Here is an 18556-nt window from a genome sequence, read left to right on the forward strand (position 1 = left end):
TGACCAGTCATGAACGCGCACAGGCATGTCCACCGCGTGGCGATCGTAGGGACCGGCACGATCGGTGCGAGCTGGGCGACGCACTATCTCGTCCGCGGCTTCGACGTCACGGCGACCGATCCCGCCCCCACCGCGGAGACGGCTCTGCGGGCGTACGTGGAGGCGGCATGGGCCGCGGCCGCCTCGATCGGACTCGCGCCCGGGGCTTCGCCCGACCGGCTGAGCTTCACCGCCGACCTGCGTCAGGCCGTCGCGGACGCCGACTTCGTCCAGGAGAACGCACCGGAGCGACCCGAGCTGAAGGTGAAGTTGTTCGCCGACATCGACGATGCCTCGCCGCCGGACGCGATTCTCGCGTCGAGTTCATCGGGCATCACGATGAGCGTCATCCAGGCCGAGTGCCGGCGCCCGGAGCGGACCGTCATCGGGCATCCCTTCAACCCGCCGCACATCGTCCCGCTGGTCGAGGTCGTCGGCGGCACGAGGACCGATCCGGAAACGATCCGGGACGTCATGGCGTTCTACGCCGCGATCGGCAAGAAACCGGTCCACCTCAAGAAGGAACTCCCCGGGCACGTCGCCAACCGCATCCAGGCCGCGCTGTACCGCGAGGTGGTGTACCTGGTCCAGGAGGGCGTGCTCGACGTAGCCGACTCCGACGACGCGGTGTCCTGGGGCCCGGGGCTCAGATGGGGTGTCATGGGACCCCATCTGCTGTGGCATCTGGGCGGAGGAGAGGGCGGCATCCAGCACTTCATGGAGACGCTCATGCCGCGGATGGTGGCGTCCTGGCAGGACCTGGGCACCCCCGAATTCACACCCGAGCTCCAGCAGACGATCGTGGCCGGTGTCCTCGATGAAGCGAACGGCCACTCGGTCGACGAGCTGGCCGACCGGCGCGACGCGATGCTCTCGGCCCTGCTGACCGTGCGCGCCCGGCATGACTCCCCCGGGCGCACGGCCGACCCCGTTACCCAGGAGGGGACATGACACAGCGACAGGAGAGACTGTTCGTACTCGAGGCCAGCAGTGGCGGTCGGCTGTTCTGCGTGAACCCCGACGGTTCGGGCAAGACGTTCCTCGTCACCGGGTGCAGGGTCCCTGACGGGGTGGCGGTCGATGTGGCGGCCGGGCACATCTACTGGACGAATATGGGTGTGCCGGCGGAGAACGACGGCTCGATCGAGCGTGTGGACCTGGACGGAGGCAACCGGACGACGATCGTGCCGAGCGGCGTCACACACACCCCGAAGCAGCTCCAGTTCGAGGCCGTGAGCCGGAAGCTGTACTGGGGTGATCGCGAAGGCATGCGTGTGATGCGCTGCGAACTCGACGGCTCGAACGTCGAGACACTCGTGCAGACGGGACAGGGAGCCCACGACCGCCAGGACGAGAGAAGGTGGTGCGTGGGAGTCGCCGTCGACCCGGCCAGCGGACATCTCTACTGGTCCCAGAAGGGCCCGAGCGACGCGGGAGAGGGGAAGATCCTGCGGGCCGGAATCGACCTGTCCAAGCGGCAGAGCGCGGCCGAACGCAGTGACATCGAAGTGCTCTTCGAAGGGCTGCCGGAGCCGATCGACCTCGAACTCGACCACGCGCAGCACGTGTTGTACTGGACAGACCGCGGCGACCCGCCCAGGGGCAACACCGTGAACCGCGCACCCATGCACCCACCGAACGCAGTACGTTCGCCCGAGATCCTCCTCACCCACCTGATGGAAGGCATCGGCATCACCCTCGACCCGGACGGCGGCCGCATGTACGTGACCGACCTGGGCGGCAGCGTCTACACCGCCGGCCTCGACGGATCGGACCGCAAGGAGATCCTCGTGGCACAGGGCAACCTCACCGGAATCGCCCATGCCGTGCTGCCGACCGGAAAAAGCGTCTGACGAAGTGTGTACGTCTGCTCTCCTGCGCATCGACCACCAGCCTCGGAGCATCTTCGGAGCGCGCGTGCCGTGCACTTTGTCGGACGCCGAGGCAATCGACCGCACGCATATCTGGCAACGGCCATTTCGTTCGGTTCTGATCCACTTCTTGTGGGGCGGTGGCGGAGGGTGACGGTGCTCAGTCCGCAAGGAGGATTTGGCGTCGGAGGAGGTAGGATCCGGCCCGTGTCGACGGTCGTGCGATTCCCCGCGAACCGCGCTTACGTGTCGGCGTAATTCCCCACCCCCGCGGTCACGAGTCCCCATGAGGACGGTGACCGTGGCCCGTGTGCTCGGGCGTGATCGAATGCGCACGCGATTGCGACTTCCAGGTGTCCCCCAGGTAGCGACGCCCCCCCGTTGGGATGGGCGGCCTGGGCAGGGCCGCGAGCCTGCGGGCAATGAAATGCAGGTGCCGCCATGCGGGCCGCGCAGGCAGGATCTCGGTATGTCGACCGATGTCAGTGGAACGATCGAATGCCGTCCGGGAGCCCGGCTGTGGGGGGCCGACGACGAGGACTCCGTGTGGCAAGCCGCCATCGACCTGTTCCTTGCTCAGAGTAATAGTCAAGACTTGTGGATCGGCAGTTGCTCAGCTTCGAGTTGATCGGAGCCTGGTGAGCCCTCCGACCGCCGAGAGCTCGTCGTTGAGAGGCTCGGCGGCAGCCGGCGAGGTGATGAGCAGGAGTACCGACACGTCGGGGTGCTCGTCGTCATAGAGATCGTCTTCCCCGTCGTCTCCGGGAATGGCGTTCGGCTGGACCTGGAGACGGGTCGTGTCGGCGAGGGTGGCCAGGAAGTAGACGCCGAGGTAGTCGCTCTCGCGTTCGGTGAAGGTCACGTCGAGTCGGTCGGCGAGCAGGCCGGCCAACTCCTTGGCCGTGTAGGAGTTGGTGCCGTAGGTGTCGGAGACGGTCATCTGGGCATTCTCCTCAGGCCGCGTGGCTCTCGGTGCGTTCGACCAGCAGGCCGTTCTCGAACCGGGCCCCGGCCCGGACGAGTGTGACCAGGTGGGCTCCGGTGATCGCCCGCCAGCGGGCCTGGGCGGATTCGACGAGCTTGAACACCATAGCCAGGGCCGCGGCCGGGCTGCCGGCGCCTCGGGTGACCTTGGTCCGGAGCTTGACCGTGGAGAAGGTCGACTCGATGGGATTCGATGGGATTCGTGGTCCGCAGGTGGACCCAGTGCTCGGCCGGGAAGTCGTAGAACGCGAGCAGCTCGTCCCGGTCGTCAGTGATCTTCCCGACGGCCTTGGGCCACTTCGTGCCGTAAGTGCGGGAGAACGCCTCGATCGCCTTCTCGGCGTGGGCCCTGTCCTCTGCGTTGTAGATCTCCTGCATTGCCTTCGTCGCGCCCGGCTGTGCGGACTTCGGAAGACAGTTCGTCACATTGCGGGCTTCATGAACCCAGCAGCGCTGGTGCCGAGCAGTCGGGAACACCTCGATCAGGGCTTTCCACAGGCCCATCGCACCGTCGCCGATGACGAGTTCGGGGTCGCGCACGCCGCGGCGGCGGCAGTCGCGCAGCAGGTCGGCCCACGACTCGGTGGACTCCCGCAGTCCCTCGGCCAGCGCGATCAGCTCCTTGGTGCCGTCCAGGCGGACGCCGAGGAGGACCAGCACGCACGAGTGCGCCTGGCCGAGCCGCACCTTCGGGTGGACCCCGTCGGCCCATACGTAGACGAAGTCGCGGTCGGACAGGTCCCGGTCCTGGAAGGCGGCGTGGTCGTCGCTCCACTGCTTCGTCAGCCGGGTCACCGTCGCGGCCGACAGTCCGGCCGTGCCGCCGAGGAACTGCTCCAGCGCGGGCACGAAGTTCCGGACGACAGTCCGTGCAGGTAGAGCAGCGGCAGCACCTCCGAGATCTTCGGTGACTTGCGGCACCACGGCGCAAGGATCTCAGAGGAGAACCGCTTGCGCTCGCCGGTGGCCTCGTCGACGCGGCGGTCGCTGACGCGCGGCGCGGTGACCTCGACCGGCCCGGCCGCGGTGACGACTGTCCGGGGCCGGTGGTGGCCGTTGCGAACGACCAGGCGCCGCCCGCGCTCGTCGCTCTCGGCAGCCAACTCGGCTATGTACTGGTTGACTTCCGCCTCCAGCGCGGCGGCCAGCATCCGGCGGGCGCCCTCGCGGACGATCTCGTCGATCAGGGAGCCGGACGCGATACTGCCGTCGGCGTTCACTACGCTCAGCACGGGCGTGCCTTCCCGACCCGCGCTGCGAACACGGGCCTACTCGGAGACCTTCAAGGGATCATCGGGAAGGTACGCCCTCCGCGTTCCTCCCGGCACCGATCCACAGGTTCCGAGCATTGCTCCCTGCTCAACAGGGGCAACGCCTACAACGGCCTCGCTTGCCTCTTTGGAATCCGCAATTCCTTCGGCTTCCGCCCCCTGGCTGAGGGCCGCGGCTTCCCGGACGACGCGTCGGACGAGCTGCGTGGTGATTTCGCTGCATACGGCGCTCCCGGCGACGTACACGGAACCACCTGGCTGACCTGGGCTGAGCTGGCCGACGTCGACTGGCAGGAGACAGACGCCTCTGGCACACGCAACCGTGCCTCGGCCGCAGGCGCCGACAGCGACTGGGGTCGGGTCTGGAGCGTCATGCGCCTACTCAGCGAAGTCCATGGTGCGGAGAACGTACGACTCGTCGTCTGGTTCTACTGACCCAGCGCCACGGCTTCCCTGTTTCGGGTGGTTTGGCTTCTAAATAGCTATTCCTTGCGAATCGGTCTGGTTCCCCCTGGTCATGCCGGTGCCGGGTTGAGGGTCCCGGCCATCTCAGTGCCGCAGGCGTCCCTCGACCTGCGAGCCGAGAGGCCGACGGACACACCGGATGGCAAGGAGAACGTTCACCGTGGTCGACATCGTCGAGATCTACGTCCACTGGTACGCGGGCCGGTCGAAGAGCCAGCCGGCCACTTCGCTGGGGGTGGACCGCAAGACGATCAGGAAGTACCTGGCGCCGGCGGGGGCGGCCGGGATGACCCCGGGTGGGCCGCCCATGAGCGAGGCGGACTGGGCCAAGCTGATCAAGAGCTGGTTCCCGGAGCTGGCCAGCCGGCGACTGAACCAGCTGACCTGCCCGGAGATCGAACAGCACCGCGACTACATCAAGCAGATGCTGGAGACCACCACGGTCACCACGATCCACCAGCGTCTGCGGGACAAGCGGAAGCTGGAGGCATCACTGACGTCACTGCGGCGGTGGGTGCACGAGAACCTTCCCGACGAGGCGGCCCGGTCGAAGGTGACGGTGCTTCGCGAGGATGTCGAGCCGGGCTCGGAGGCCCAGATCGACTACGGCTTCCTAGGGCAGTGGATCAACCCCAGGACCGGCAAGCGGCACCGGATCTGGGCCTTCGTGATGGTGCTGCCCTGCTCGCGGCACATGTTCGTCCGCCCCGTGACGCACATGGACCAGCACGCATGAACCCTGGCCCACGTGGACGCGTTCCGCTTCTTCGGCGGTGTCCCGCGCCGTCTGGTGCCGGACAACCTGAAAACCGGGGTGGACAAGCCGGACCTCTACGACCCGAAGATCAGCAAGTCGTACGCCGAACTCGCCGTGCACTACGGGACCCTGGTGGACCCGGCCAGGACCTCGCACCCGAAGGACAAGTCCAGAGTGGAGAGGCCCATGCCCTACATCCGGGACTCCTTCTGGAGCGGACGCCAATTCACCTCCCTCGACCATATGCAGGCCGAGGCCCTCACCTGGGCCAGGGAGACCGCCGGACGCCGCCAGTGCCGACCGCTTCAGGGGGCGGCGCCGCAGGCGGTGTTCGAGGCATCCGAGGCCGAAGCCCTCCTCCCGCTGCCCGAGACGCCGTTCGTGCTGGCGAAGTGGTCGACCGCGACCGTCGGCCCGGACATCCACATCAAGGTCGGTCGCACCCTCTACTCGGTGCCCTGGAAACTGATCGGCCGCCGGGTGGACGTCCGTTCCACCGCCACCATGGTGCAGGTCTTCCACGAGGGCGGACTGGTCAAGACGCATGCGGCACTTGAGCAGGGCAAACGCACCGACAAGAACGACTACCCGCCGGAGAAGATCGCCTTCCAGATGCGGACGCCGATGTGGTGCCGCAGCCAGGCGTCCGAGGTCGGCGACGCCTGCCGGGAGGTGATCGACCAGCTCCTGTCGGCGTACAAGTGGACGTGGCTCTGGCAAGATTTTCGTGAAGCGGGGGTGTGCCACCGTGCGCCGGTGACGCTCCGTCACGGGTAGCGGGACCGTCAGCGAGTGTGTGATGACCTCATACGGATTGTGTCTCCGCACCTGGATGTGGTGCGGGTGGAACGGGTGTGGTCGGCGGGCGGCGTGGTCCGTATAGCCGCCCGTACCTGCGAGTTGCTGGTGGCGTGTCCGGGCTGCGGGCGCGAGTCGGCGCGGGTGCACAGCCGGTATTCCCGCACGCTGGCCGACATCGCTGTCGGTGGACGCCCGTGCTGATCAGTCTGATGGTGCGGCGGTTGTTCTGTGACAGTCCGAGCTGTGGTCGGCGGACGTTTGCCGAGCAGGCAGAGGGGCTGACGGTGCACTACCAGCGTCGCAGTCCGCTGCTCCAGCACCTGGTGGAGATGGCCGGGGTGCTGCTCGCCGGCCGTGGGGGCGCGGCTCCTGCACATCTTGAAGGTGCCGCTGTCGCGGACGAGTGTGCTGTTCCAGCTGATGCGCACGCGACTGCCCTCGGTCGCGACACCGCGGGTGCTGGGCGTGGACGACTTCGCACTGTATAGGGACGTCTACGGCACACTGCTGGTGGATGCAGACACGCGACTGCCGATCGAGCTGTGGGCCGGGCGTGACGCCGAGCAGCTGGCCGCCTGGCTGCGCACGCACCCCGGCGTCGAGGTGGTGTGCCGGGACGGTTCACTGGTCTACCGGCAGGGCATCACCGACGGGGCCCCGGACGCGGTGCGGGTCAGCGAGCGCTTTCACCTCTGGCAGGGACTGTCGAAACGGGTCTCGGACGTCGCCGCCGCCCACCGCGGATGCCTGTCCGCCGCAGTATCTGAATCCCATCCGGCCTCACCACCGTCGGCCGAACGGTCCGAGGCGGCCGATACTCCCGCCCGCCGTCACGCCAAGCGGCCGTTCGAGGCGGTGCACGCTGTCTCCGATCCCAGCCGCTCACTCAGCGCGACAGCCCGCGACCTGGGCATGAACCGACGCACCGTGCCCAAGTACGCCCGCGCTACCTCCTGGCAGGAGTGCCTACACCGCACTCCGCCCCGCCGATCCACAAGCCTCGACCCGTATCTGGAGTACTTGCGCCAACGTTGGGAGGAAGGCGAACACGCGGCGACAGTGCTGCACCAGGAGATCGTCGCAAGGGCTACTGCGGTCATTACCAGCGGGTCAAGATGGCCATCGCGCCGCTGTGTCGCGGTCTGCCGATCGACACGCCACGCGAGCGGCCACCCTCGCCTCGCCAGGTCGCCCGGTGGATCACCACCACACCGTCCCGGCGTGGCCTGCACGCCACCGAGGCACTCCGGCGGTTGCTTGAACACTGCCCGGAGCTGGACCGAACCCACGACCTGGTACGGCAGTACGCGGCCATGCTCGACGCCCGCGACGCGCCCCGCTGCCGGACTGGCTCGACCAGCTCGCGGCCTCCCGGCATTGGCTGGACTGGTCAAGGCAGTCCGCGAGGATCAGTACGCAGCCGTGCAGGGGATCACCACCCCGTTCAACTCAGGTGTCAACGAAGGCCGGATCACGGACCTGAAGCTCCAGAAGAGAATCACGGCCGGCCGCGCCGGAGTTCCGCTGCGCCACCGCGTCATCCTCATGGCCCACCTCCGACGCCGCTACCCATGACGGAGCGTCACCGGCGCACGGTGACACACCCCCGCTTCACGAAAATCCTCCCAGGGCTACGTTCACGTGTACGCCGACACCCGTCCCCGGCTGGTGGCGTTGACTTCCTTCGTACAGCAGTCGATGACGGTCGCGAGATACAACCAGCCCTCACCGGTCTGAATGTAAGTGATGTCACCGACGAGCTTTTCACCCAGGGTGTCGACGGTGAAGTTCCGGCCGACGAGATCGGGCACCGAGCCCGCCGCGGCCTGAGTCAGGCTGAGCCGCTTCGGGCGGGGCCAGCAGGACAGAGGTCTCGGCGAGCAGGTTGTCCGGATAGGTGTCCATGTGCGTGCCGTCGGCCGCCGCGGTGGTGCCGTTGCCCCACGCACGGGACATGTCCAGCCTCGCGTGGGCGTTCACCACGTCCGTGAGCGCCTCGTTCAGCTTGGCCACCGTGGTGTGGCGGCGGGCAGCGACCGACAGCTCGTGTGCGCTCACCCCGGCGATGTGCCGGGCGGCCTCGGCGAACGTCATGTTCGTACCTTTGACGAACGTGGTGATCACGTACCGGCCGAAGGGGTCCCTCAACTTCGGGTCGTTGCCGGAGGGCGGCCCGAACCGGTGCCACCACTCGATCCAGTGGGCGGTACGCGCCACGATGCCAAGCAGTGACCGCTCCGGCATCCGTTCCTTGATCGCTTGCTCCAGCCGCACCGCGCTTGCCCTCGGCTTCTCGGCGCGGCGCGGCGTGGCGCGGCGCGGCGTGGCTTGAGCTTGGGGACCCCGGTGTCCGGGTCGATGCACAGCTCGTCGTTGTCCAGGTAGTCCCCGTCCGCCTTCGCCGCCGCCGCGGTCAGCCGTGCGCGCAAGTGGGCCACGAGGGCGCGGCCGTCGAACGGCGTCGCCTCGCCCGCCTCGCGCAGGCCGACCTCCACCAGGTACTCGGATAGCTTGGCCTCCACCTGTTCCCAGGGGAGCAGTTGTTCGGCTTGCCGGCGGTGTAGTCCTTCAAGGCGGCGGCGTCCTGGGCCTCCGCCTCGCCGGCGAAGTCCGCGACCTTCCTTCGCCGAGGCGACCCCCTCCAGCCACTTGCCGGTATCCCCGAGCCCGTCCACCCACTCCAGGTGGTCTTTCAGCTTCTTGAAGTTCGACCAGCTCGCCCGGCCAGGGTTCTGCTTGAGCGCGTTGAACAGCGTCTTGCGGTCCAGCCCGATCATATCCGGCAGCCCCAGCGCCCGGCGCCGCTCCTCCTCGGTCATCCGGCTCTGGATGCCTGCCAGGATCTCCTCGTTCACCCGGCCCCGCACCGCAGATGCCATCGCGTCCAGCGTGGAGAACCGCGGTATCTCCAGCCCGGCCTCGACCAGCTTCTCCAGCGCGATGTTGATCAGGTCCGCCGGGTTGTTCTCCGACGCCGCCTCCGCCCGCATCGTCTCCTCAGCGAGCGTGCGCGCTGCCGGGCCGCCGCAACGCACCCCGCACCGCTCCCGCACCCACGGCCGGTACCGCTCGGCTGTCCGCCCGGAGGCGTACACCGGCAGCGTGCTCTCGGGCAGCTCCACCGCCCGGCGCACGAACTCCACCACCTGGTCCGGCACGTCGTACACCTTTGGGAAACACCCCATCCGCTGATACGACTTCAGCGCCACCAGCAGAGCGAGCTGATGCTCGCCGGAGTCCGTGACCTCCTCCGCCCAGACCCGCTCCTCCTCGCTGGGCGTGAAGAACACATGCAACTCACGCGCGGTGATCAGCCGCTCGAACCGCGGGTACGCTGTCCGCTCGATCGAGGTCATCCCCACCCCACTCGATGCCAGCCCTTGACGGCGCCGCACACGCCCGCGCGAGCCCTCCCCGGCTCACAACACTGCGAAGATCAGAACTCCGGCATCCAGGACACGCACCGGGGTGCGGTGGTGGATGAGCCGCAGGGGATCAAGGCGTCAAGATCATCCCGTGGCGGCTTTTGGGCTCACCTTGGCTAGATCCCTTCTACGGCACCTGTATCGACGCTGTCTCCGACGGTACGGACGACCTGAGCTCGCAGCTTCGGTCCCATTCCCTCACCGAGGACCTCCGACCCTGATCACCTGGGCCGCCATCACCCTCATGACCAGGCGCCTCGCCCGGAAGGGCGCCACTCCCAGCTGGACAAGAAAACCGAAACAGACCAGCTGAGCCCTACTCGTCCATGGCACTGCGGTCCGCCTGCGCATTGCCACCATCGAACAGGCGATTACGCATCCGCCCTGGTGTCGTACGCCCGCTGGCTGCTCTGGATCTCTTCGCTGTGCTCAACGGTCCAGTCGTAGAGCTGCCCGAACGGCTCGCGCAGGGACTCGCCCAGGGGTGTGAGCGAGTACTCGACGCCGACCGGTGAGGTCGGCAGCACCGTGCGCTGAATCATGCCGTTGCGCTCGAGACGGCGCAGTGTCTGGGTGAGGACACGTTGTGTGACTCCCTCCAGACCTCGCTTCAGTTCATTGAACCGGGTGGGCCGCTCCAGCAACGCCATCACCATCATCGACCATTTGTCCGCTATCTGGTCGAGGATCGGCCGGCTGGGGCAGTCCGCCCGGAAAACCGTCCGTGTTTCGGCGTCAACGCTGTGCAGATTGGTGTCCTTCATGATCCTTGGTGCTCCCAAAGTGCGTTCTTGACCATCTGGGCGCCGTCGCCGACGGTAGGTATGCATTGCAAACCTACATGCCCATCGGTAACCAACTGAGAACCTCATGACGAACGATGCCTACGCGACCCTGCGCGTGAGCAGCGAACACGGCGTCGCCCGGATCGTCCTCGACAATCCCCCGGTAAACGCGCTCGGAACGACGATGATGCGCGAGCTGCGGACGGTGCTGACCGGCCTCAAGGACGATTCATCCGTCCGCGTGATCGTCTTCTCGAGCGCCGACCCGGAATTCTTCATCGCTCACGTGGACATGCACATCGCAGAAGAGATGGACGTCCTCCAGGAACTCGCCGCATCCGCGCCGGCGGACGTCAACGTGTTCCAGGCGGTCGGTGAGCTGATCCGCCACCAGCCCCAGGTGACCATCGTGAAGCTCGCCGGGAAGGCACGCGGAGGCGGCGCGGAATTCGTGGCCGCTGCGGACATGGCATTCGCCGCCATCGAGACCGCTGGACTCGGTCAGATCGAAGCGCTCATGGGCATCATCCCCGGCGGAGGCGGAACGCAGTACCTCCGGGACCGCGTGGGCCGCAACCGCGCACTGGAGGTGGTTCTCACCGCCGACCTGTTCGACGCCGAGACCGCAGCGTCCTACGGCTGGATCAACCGGGCCCTGCCGGCCGACGAACTCGACGAGTACGTCGACCGTATCGCCCGAAATCTCGCCGCGCTGCCCGACGGTGTTATCGGAGCAGCCAAGAGCGCGCTGCCCGCCGATGACTTCAAGGAAGGACTCCTCCGTGAGAACGAGGCATGGGCTTCTACGTTCAGTCTGCCGGCCGCTCAGCACCTGATCAGCAGGGGCCTGCAGGACGGGGCGCAAACACCGGCCGGCGAACGCGACCTTGAGGGACTGATGCGTAGCGTCGCGCGCTGATTGCCGGACGGCCACAGGACACATCACCGAACGGCCCCACAGCCGTCCTGTTTGTCCGTCAAACCACTGAATTTTCCGGTTCGGGGTTCGGAAACACGCACTCTTGATCGTTTATGGTCCCGTGTCGAACATGGCTCGAACTTGATCAGTGTTTTCGCAGTTCAGCGGACACGTAGGTGGCCTTCGTCTGATCCTGTGCTCCGTCACAGAGTGGATCAGCGCGAAGGCCGAGATCGTGAGTTTGGTGCTTCAAGGCGTCCTACGGGATGCGTTCGCGGAACTGTCACACTTGCGGTCGGAGCTGTACGTGTGTCTGACCGCGCGGGGCGAGGCGTTGTTCGAGTTGTGCGACGCGCTGCTGTGCACGGAGGGGCCGGTGCGGACGTTGGTCGATCTCTCGCGCTCGCGCCCGAACATCGCCGTGGGCAGGGAGCTCTGTACGGCGGCCTCAACCAGGGCCGGATCGACGTCGCCCGGCTATGCCGGGCCCTGGCCGGGGTGCCGCTGCCGAGGGCGGCGGACGGTCGGCTCGTGCTGGCGGTGGATGTCTCGCCGTGGCTGCGACCGGACGCCAACACGTGTGCTGACCGGGCCTTTTGCCACATGTTCGGCCGAGGTGAGGGCAAACACCAGATGGTGCCCGGCCGGCCTTACTCAGTGGAGGCCGGATACGACGCTCCGCGCATCGCCCACCTGCTCACCGGGCTGCCCGTCGAGGTCCTGGGCCGGCTCCGTTCGGACCGGGTGATGCGACGGCCGGCACCCTCGCGCGAAGAGTTCTTCCTGGTTAACCCCAAGGGCGGGCGGCTGCCCAAGCACGGTGGCGAGTTCGTCTTCGGCAACCCCACCACCTGGGGCACCGAGCAGGCCGTGACGGTCACAGACACCCGGCTCTATGGGAAGGCGACCGCGCAGGCGTGGGGCCGGCTGCACCCGCGACTGACCCACCGGGCTGCATGGCTCAACCACGACGGACCACTGCCCCTCGTCAAAGGAACCGTCATCCGCCTGGTCGTGGAGAAACTTCCCAGCGGCGGGGTCAACAAGCCGGTCTGGCGGTGGTGGTCGGGCACCACCGCGACCGAGACGGACGTCGACCGCTGCTGGCAGTCCTTCCTCCGACGCTTCGACCTGGAGCACACGTTTCGCCTGTTCAAGCAGACCCTCGGGTGGACCAGGCCCCGGCTCCGCAGCTCGGAGGCGGCCGACCGGTGGACCTGGCTGGTGATCGCCGCCTATGCCCAGCTCCGGCTCGCCCGTCCTCTGGCCACCGACCTCCGCAGACCCTGGGAGAAGCCAGCTGAACCGAACAGACTGACCCCTGCCCGAGTCCGCCGAGGGCTCAGGAACCTGCACGTGAAGACCGGCTCTCCCGCCCGTGCACCGAAACCGTCCCGACCCGGGCCAGGAAGACCTCTGGGCTCGAAGAATCGCTGTCCGGCCACCCGTCATGACGTCGGAAGGGTCCTTGCAACCGGCAAAGCGTTCAGCCGGCCCGCCCACCACAAGATCGGCACCAAACCCCGACGCGTCACAGCTGTTCCGAGCTGACGGGCGGCCGTTACTGCCCGATGGCCACGCGGTCAAGCAAGATGGGCAACATGGACGCGAACGGAAGCCGGCCCCTTGAAAACCTCGTGCAGTGCAACGTGAGGCCCCTCAAGGACACCAAGACTTGCTGACCACGTTCCTCTTCGAAATCTCAACCCCCGAGCTGTTCGAGCCCGTCACCCATGAAGTCTGCCAACGAGGGCTACGCATCCTGCGGACATCGATGGCCTCCAATGCCGAAGCAGCCGAACGTTGAATGACAAGCTGAGGCCCGCGCGGGCCGGAGGGACGACCGGAGTGGACACCGCGCCCCGCGCCTGGGCCGCGCACTGAAGAAAATCGCCCGCAAGGGTGGCGTCGTCGTGCTGCTCGACGGCACCCTCATCCGCACCCGCCGACGCACCGGACGAGAACCGGCCGAACTATTCGGGCAAGCACAAGGCCCATGGCCTGCTGTTCCTCGCTTTGACCGATGAGTGCGGCAGCCTGGTATGGCTCTCGGCCGCGAAACCGGGACGCTCCAGCGAGATCACCACCGCCCGCCACAACAAGATCACTGGTCACCAAGGTCCGCATGAATGCCCGACACGCGACCACGCTGCCGCGGACGCTCCTCGTACTGACGAACGCCGAGGTCCACCGCTGACAGACGATCACCTCCTACCGATCACGCCTCCGACCGGCACGAGCATCGCAGCCAAACCCCACACCAGCCCCACCACCAGCGACTTCAAGATGAAATGCCCTCAATGATTTTTGGCTGTGTCAGGGGTGGTGCAGTGCTTCAGTAGGACGCCCCGGTTCGTCGTTGGCGGGCTGTCGACCCACTACGTGCCTGTGCGTCTGTCGAGCAACTGGCGGACGCGCGCCAGTCGTGGGCGGGTGGTCAACGTGGTGGCGGTGATGTGGCCCGAGCTGCCGCCCAGGCCCGCGCCTGGATGGGTGGAGGCACCGATGTGCCACAAGCTGTCGATCGGGGTCGCGTGCCGTCCGGGCGTGGGCGTCGGACGCCACCAGAAGTCCTGATCCAGCTCGGCGGCACCCCCGTAGGGGTCGCCGTTGACCGCGTTCGGGTTGTACTCGGCGAGCTGCACAGGTGTGATCACGTCGACGGCGAGAACCTTGTCGTGTACATCAGGTGCGTGCAGGGCGATCCGGGCCATGATCCGGTCGGCGTACCCCTGGGCCAGAGCCGTCGAGGTCCAGCCTCGGCGGTGTCCAGTTCGCCGGCCGCGTCTCCCACGGGCGCGAATGGAACCTCCTGGAGCTGCAGCCAGAGCGCGGCGGCGCCCACAGGGACGCGGGTCGGGTCCAGCAGGTACTGCTGCCCGACGACCACCGTGGGCCGCCTGGGCAGCAGCCCTGCCTCCGCTTCCGCGCACGCGATGCCGGTGTCGGCTGAGCCGTCGGTCAGATGGAGGATCGGAACCTCGCCCAGACGCTCGTCCCGCCAGCCGATCGGCTCGGACAGCGCGACATGGATCTGCATCGCGCCCCGGCCGTAGCGGAAACGCGCGGCGGCGTCACGTACGGGGGGAGCCACCGCGGACTCCGGAAGGAGACTGCCGTACAGCGCGGTGGGGGTCACCGAAGCGAGTACGGACCGGCGCGCCCGTACGACCCCCCGGCCAGTCACCACGCCTGCGGCGCGGCCGTCCTCGACGAGGACGGTCTCGACAGGTGTGCCGGTTTCCACGCGTACGCCGAGTGAGTCGAGCAGCGACCGGAACGCGTCGAGGAACCGGCCGGAACCTCCGGCCACCACCGGTACGCCGAACCTGTGCAGGGTGGCGGCGAGCAGAGGCATCATCAGCGCGCCCGACGCGTGGTCCGGCGCCAGCCCGGCGTGCAGCAGCCACGGGGAGAACAGATGGTCCACCTCGTGCCCGGAAAACCGGGTGCGAGCGTAGGCGCGACCACTGGTGGCCAGCGAACGCAGCCATTGCTCGATGCCAGAGCGCCCGCCGGTGCGGAACAGGCCGACCGCGTGGCGCACGGATGCCGCCGAGCGCGGCTCGCTGCCCATCAGCCCGCCGATCGCCGCCATGTTGTCGCCGATCCGCCCCAACTCGGCGAGATACGCCGACCCATCGGCCTCCTGCGCGAAGCCCGCCGCCGTACGTTCCGGGTCCCGGTGCGCCAGGGTGACCCGACCGTCGTCGGCCACGCTCGCCGTGATCCACTCCTCGGTGTTGCGGTAGCTCAGTCCGTGCGCGCGCAGCAGCGGGCCGAGGCGTGCGAAGGCGGCGCCGGAGACGAACAGCGGGTGCCACGAGGAATAGGTGTCGTGCACATAGCCGGACAACGTGCGCTCCTCGGCCGCGATGAATCCACCGATGCGCTCCGCCCGCTCCACCAGGACCACGGACCACCCGGCCAGGGCCAGCTCGACCGAGGCGACCAGACCGTTGATGCCCGAGCCGACGACCACAGCATCCACGTCATCCATTTGTCCACCCCTTCCCGTGGCGTTTTGGATGCCCATAGCACTTTATGGGCGATTACGGTGCGGTGCCCACACGTACCGTCTCCGCCCTCGTCGGGCCGCGGCGTTGCGTCGCCTCGCCCCCGCTCAGAGCCCAGCGGCGCAAGCGCGTGCAATGTCACCCGTGGCCTACGCCGCTCGGGCACGTCCCGCCAAGCGGTCCTCCGGTCCGGAAGTTCCACACGATCCTGTTGAGGACCGGCTGGTCGTCCAGCCGCTTCCGCCCCGCGACGACTCGGGCAGAAGCGGCAAGCGTGACAACGCGCTCTGCGACCCCGGACCCGACGCCATCTATGCTTGCCCGAGAGTTCTTCCGGGTTGCGGCCCCGGTGCGCCGCCGGGTGCGTGTCAAAGAGCCGTCCAGCAGCACCTCCCGCCCCCTCGGGCGATCTTCTTCAGGGGCCTGGTCCAGGCGCGGGGCGCGGTCGGCCAGCAGACCCACGACCTCCCGCGCCCCGTACCGCTGGCCAGATCGCCGGGCCGCTGGTCACAGCGCAGCACCGCCAGCACGATGCCGACGATCTTCCCCGCGGGCAGGGCTCGCCACCTGGAGCCGATCTTCTTTGAGTGGCCGCGCACCAGCCCGCCTGACCTGCAAGTTTCGCGATGTACATTGCTCACTGCTGTACCGCAGGTGTCAGTTCCTGTTCGGCCCACACCGTTTTGCCGTCCGGTGTGTAGCGGGTGCCCCGCCGGTAGGACAGCTGGGCGACGAGGAAGAGGCCGCGGCCGCCCTCGTCGGTGGTCCTGGCGTGGCGCAGGCGGGTGAGGCTGTTGCTGGTGTCGGAGACTTCACAGGTGAGGACCTGGTGCCGGATCAGGCGCAGGCGGATCGGGCCGGTGCCGTGGCGGATGGCGTTGGTGACCAGTTCGCTGACGATCAGCTCGGTGGTTGTCGCCAGATTGGGCAGTCCCCACTTGGCGAGTTGGCCGAGGGTCAAGGACCGGGCCTCGCTGACGACGGCCGGGTCGGTGGGCAGGTCCCAGGAGACCACCTGGTTCGGGCTGAGGGTGCGGGTGCGGGCGAGGAGCAGCGTGACGTCGTCGTACGTTGCTCCGGTCGGCAGCGTGTCGAGCACGGCCGAGCCGAGGTCTTCCAGCGGGAGGCGGGGGTGGGCCAGGGCGGTGGCCAGGCGGTGCATCCCGGTGTCGATGTCCTGATATTGGGTTTCGACCAGGCCGTCGGTGTAGAAGGCGAGCGTGCTGCCCTCGGAAAGTTCCAGCTCTACGGACTCGAAGGGAAAGGGGGTCAGTCCGAGCCCGAGTGGGGTTCCGGTGGGAAGGTCGGGGAAGGTGACGTGGCCGTGCGGGTCGATGACCGCGGGCGGGGGGTGACCGGCCCGTGCCATCGTGCAGCGCCGGGTGACCGGGTCGTAGACGGCGTACAGGCAGGTGGCCCCCACCACGGCGGTGGCCGGGCCCGTGGCATCGGTGTCCTCCTCGGTGAGGCGGATGGCCAGGTCGTCGAGGTGGGCCAGCAGTTCGTCGGGAGCCAGGTCCATGTTGGCGAGGGTGTGCACGGCGGTGCGGAGCCGGCCCATGGTCGCCGCGGCGTTGATGCCGTGCCCGACCACGTCGCCGACGACCAGGGCCACCCGGGCCCCGGACAGCGGAATCACGTCGAACCAGTCACCTCCGACGCCGCAGTGGTTGTCGGCCGGCAGGTAGCGCGAGGCCACCTCGACCGCGTCCCCGCCCGTCAGGCGCTGCGGGAGCAGGTTGCGCTGGAGGGCCAGGGCCGCGGTGCGTTCGCGCGTGTACTGGTTGGCGTTGTCCAGAGACAGCGCGGCCCGGGAGACAAGTTCCTCGGCCAGCAGCAGGTCGTCCTCCTCGAACGGCACCGGATTCTCCGAACGCATGAAGACCGCCACACCCAGCACGTTGCCGCGCGCGTGGATCGGCACAAACATCCAGGTGTGAAGTCCGTACTCGTGGTGCTTCTCCACCCGTGCCGGGTCCTGGTCGAACCACGTGCCGGGGGAGGTGTCAATGACCGGTTCCAGGTAGGGCTTCCCGTCGGACAGGATGCGGGTGTAGGGCGAGGTCGGTGGGACGAAGACCGCCTCGCCCTGTGCCCACAGGGACTCCGGGATTCCGGGGTGGATCGATGCCAGGCCCGCGCGGCGGAAGACCGGGATGTTTTGCCCCATCGGCCCCAGCCGGGCCAGCGGCTCCTCGCCGAGCGGGACCGACTCCGCCAGGTCGACAGTGACGAAGTCGGCCAGGAGCGGCACCGCGAGGTCGGCCAGCTCCTGCCCGGTCCGCATGACGTCCAGGGTGCTGCCGATCCGCGTGTTGGCCTCACTGAGGATCGCCAGGCGCTCACGCGCCTGCTCCCTGTCGGTGACGTCCACGCACATGCCGCACACGGCCAATGCGTGGCCCTCCGCGTCTTCGAGGCGGAAGTAGGAGACCCTGAACGCGTGTTTCCGGCGCGCATTCCACGCCGGGTACTCAAGGTCAACCACCGGGGTACCGTCCGCAAGCACCTGCCGCATTGCCGCCTCGAGTGCTTCGGCCTCGAAGCCGGCCACCACCTCCGTCAGCCGCCGGCCCAGCCGCACCTCGGGAAGGATGCCGTCCCGGCGCTCTGCGAGATCGTTCACCCAGGTGCAGCGCAGCTCCACGTCACGGACCGTGATCCCGACCGGCGCGCGGGTCAGAAGCGACGACGGCCTCAATCCGTTCACCGCCGACGAGGAGACCGTGGCCAAGTCGGTCACCGAGACGAGCCAATGGGCGCCGCCGTCCAGCCCCGACAACGGGGAGACCCGCAGGCTCACCTCTAGCCTGCGGCCGTCGCGGTGGCGCAGCGCCGCAAGGCCGGACCAGCCACCCCGGACACGGCACCGCTCCGCGAAGGCGGACGCCTCCGCCCAGTCTTCGGCAGACGCCAGCATGACCCGGGCGGGACGGCTCACCACCTCCGCGGGCGAGTAACCGACCAGCCGCTGGCCGGCCCGCGACCACCCGACCACCGTCCCTTCCACGTCGATCATCGCGATCGGCGCGCCGACCAAATCAGAGGACCGTCGCACTGCGGCAGACACCACGCACTCAGACTTGTCCACTGCCCGCCCCCGAGGTGTGTTCCGGACCATCGGGATCGCATCCGCCGACCATGCGGTCGAGCCAATCGGTCGGCAGCACATGCTCAGAGAACATCGTTCGAAAATACCCGGTTTAGGGGTGTATTTTGTGTG

Annotated in this window: 16 protein-coding genes and 2 pseudogenes; 10 read left to right on the top strand and 8 right to left on the bottom strand. The window is 67.9% G+C overall.

Annotated features, from left to right (window positions below):
• The first annotated feature begins 9 nt into the window (after positions 1–9).
• Positions 10–990 (top strand): 3-hydroxyacyl-CoA dehydrogenase NAD-binding domain-containing protein, encoded by a 981-nt coding sequence (locus ACFC09_RS32330; RefSeq protein WP_376534077.1) that lies wholly within the window; start codon positions 10–12, stop codon positions 988–990.
• Positions 987–1892, top strand: coding sequence for a 3-hydroxyacyl-CoA dehydrogenase (locus tag ACFC09_RS32335; RefSeq protein ID WP_376534079.1), 906 nt, complete (start codon positions 987–989; stop codon positions 1890–1892). Before ACFC09_RS32330 ends, ACFC09_RS32335 begins: the two co-directional genes overlap by 4 nt.
• Before the next feature lie 631 nt (positions 1893–2523).
• On the opposite strand, the gene ACFC09_RS32340 is transcribed toward ACFC09_RS32335, so the two are convergent.
• Entirely contained in the window at positions 2524–2850 is a 327-nt protein-coding gene (locus ACFC09_RS32340) for a hypothetical protein (RefSeq protein WP_376534081.1), read from the bottom strand.
• 34 nt (positions 2851–2884) lie between these two features.
• A pseudogene (locus ACFC09_RS32345) lies at positions 2885–4126 on the bottom strand (IS256 family transposase); the annotation flags it as partial.
• Positions 4127–4769: 643 nt separating this feature from the next.
• Here ACFC09_RS32345 and ACFC09_RS32350 point away from each other — a divergent pair.
• The 4 genes from ACFC09_RS32350 to ACFC09_RS32365 all read left to right on the top strand — a co-directional run bounded on the left by ACFC09_RS32350 (position 4770) and on the right by ACFC09_RS32365 (position 7763).
• On the top strand, positions 4770–5366 hold the full coding sequence (locus ACFC09_RS32350) for a hypothetical protein (protein ID WP_376534083.1): 597 nt from the start codon (positions 4770–4772) through the stop codon (positions 5364–5366).
• Between the two features lie 12 nt (positions 5367–5378).
• The gene (locus tag ACFC09_RS32355; RefSeq protein ID WP_376534085.1) at positions 5379–6164 is read left to right on the top strand and encodes a hypothetical protein; all 786 of its coding nucleotides are present in this window, start codon (positions 5379–5381) and stop codon (positions 6162–6164) included.
• A 129-nt stretch (positions 6165–6293) separates the two neighbouring features.
• A complete protein-coding gene (locus tag ACFC09_RS32360; RefSeq protein ID WP_376534205.1) occupies positions 6294–6389 on the top strand; it encodes a transposase family protein in 96 nt (31 codons plus the stop codon).
• Positions 6390–6572: 183 nt separating this feature from the next.
• A complete protein-coding gene (locus ACFC09_RS32365) occupies positions 6573–7763 on the top strand; it encodes a transposase (RefSeq protein WP_376534207.1) in 1191 nt (396 codons plus the stop codon).
• A 189-nt stretch (positions 7764–7952) separates the two neighbouring features.
• Here ACFC09_RS32365 and ACFC09_RS32370 read toward each other — a convergent pair whose 3' ends face one another.
• The 3 genes from ACFC09_RS32370 to ACFC09_RS32380 form a co-directional block, all read right to left on the bottom strand.
• A complete protein-coding gene (locus ACFC09_RS32370) occupies positions 7953–8432 on the bottom strand; it encodes a Tn3 family transposase (protein ID WP_376534087.1) in 480 nt (159 codons plus the stop codon).
• Complete coding sequence (locus ACFC09_RS32375) at positions 8333–9544, bottom strand: DUF4158 domain-containing protein (protein ID WP_376534089.1); 1212 nt, start codon at positions 9542–9544, stop codon at positions 8333–8335. Before ACFC09_RS32375 ends, ACFC09_RS32370 begins: the two co-directional genes overlap by 100 nt.
• Before the next feature lie 440 nt (positions 9545–9984).
• Complete coding sequence (locus ACFC09_RS32380; RefSeq protein ID WP_376534091.1) at positions 9985–10377, bottom strand: winged helix-turn-helix transcriptional regulator; 393 nt, start codon at positions 10375–10377, stop codon at positions 9985–9987.
• 106 nt (positions 10378–10483) lie between these two features.
• Here ACFC09_RS32380 and ACFC09_RS32385 point away from each other — a divergent pair, with 106 nt between their 5' ends.
• From ACFC09_RS32385 to ACFC09_RS32400, 4 genes and pseudogenes are all read left to right on the top strand, one after another.
• Positions 10484–11317: an enoyl-CoA hydratase/isomerase family protein gene (locus tag ACFC09_RS32385; protein ID WP_376534093.1), complete on the top strand. Its 834-nt coding sequence runs from the start codon at positions 10484–10486 to the stop codon at positions 11315–11317.
• A gap of 235 nt (positions 11318–11552) precedes the next feature.
• Positions 11553–12868, top strand: a pseudogene (locus ACFC09_RS32390) (transposase).
• 124 nt (positions 12869–12992) lie between these two features.
• The gene (locus ACFC09_RS32395; RefSeq protein WP_376534095.1) at positions 12993–13124 is read left to right on the top strand and encodes a hypothetical protein; all 132 of its coding nucleotides are present in this window, start codon (positions 12993–12995) and stop codon (positions 13122–13124) included.
• 95 nt (positions 13125–13219) lie between these two features.
• Positions 13220–13621, top strand: a complete 402-nt coding sequence (locus tag ACFC09_RS32400) for a transposase family protein (RefSeq protein WP_376534097.1) — start codon at positions 13220–13222, stop codon at positions 13619–13621.
• A 74-nt stretch (positions 13622–13695) separates the two neighbouring features.
• On the opposite strand, the gene ACFC09_RS32405 is transcribed toward ACFC09_RS32400, so the two are convergent.
• The 3 genes from ACFC09_RS32405 to ACFC09_RS32415 all read right to left on the bottom strand — a co-directional run bounded on the left by ACFC09_RS32405 (position 13696) and on the right by ACFC09_RS32415 (position 18454).
• Positions 13696–13974, bottom strand: coding sequence for a hypothetical protein (locus ACFC09_RS32405; RefSeq protein WP_376534099.1), 279 nt, complete (start codon positions 13972–13974; stop codon positions 13696–13698).
• Positions 13971–15317, bottom strand: coding sequence for a phytoene desaturase family protein (locus tag ACFC09_RS32410; protein ID WP_376534101.1), 1347 nt, complete (start codon positions 15315–15317; stop codon positions 13971–13973). The genes ACFC09_RS32405 and ACFC09_RS32410 overlap by 4 nt, the downstream gene beginning before the upstream one ends.
• Before the next feature lie 653 nt (positions 15318–15970).
• Positions 15971–18454 (bottom strand): SpoIIE family protein phosphatase, encoded by a 2484-nt coding sequence (locus ACFC09_RS32415; RefSeq protein WP_376534103.1) that lies wholly within the window; start codon positions 18452–18454, stop codon positions 15971–15973.
• Positions 18455–18556 lie beyond the last annotated feature (102 nt).

The organism is Streptomyces sp. NPDC056161 (genome assembly GCF_042268025.1).
Lineage (GTDB): Bacteria > Actinomycetota > Actinomycetes > Streptomycetales > Streptomycetaceae > Streptomyces.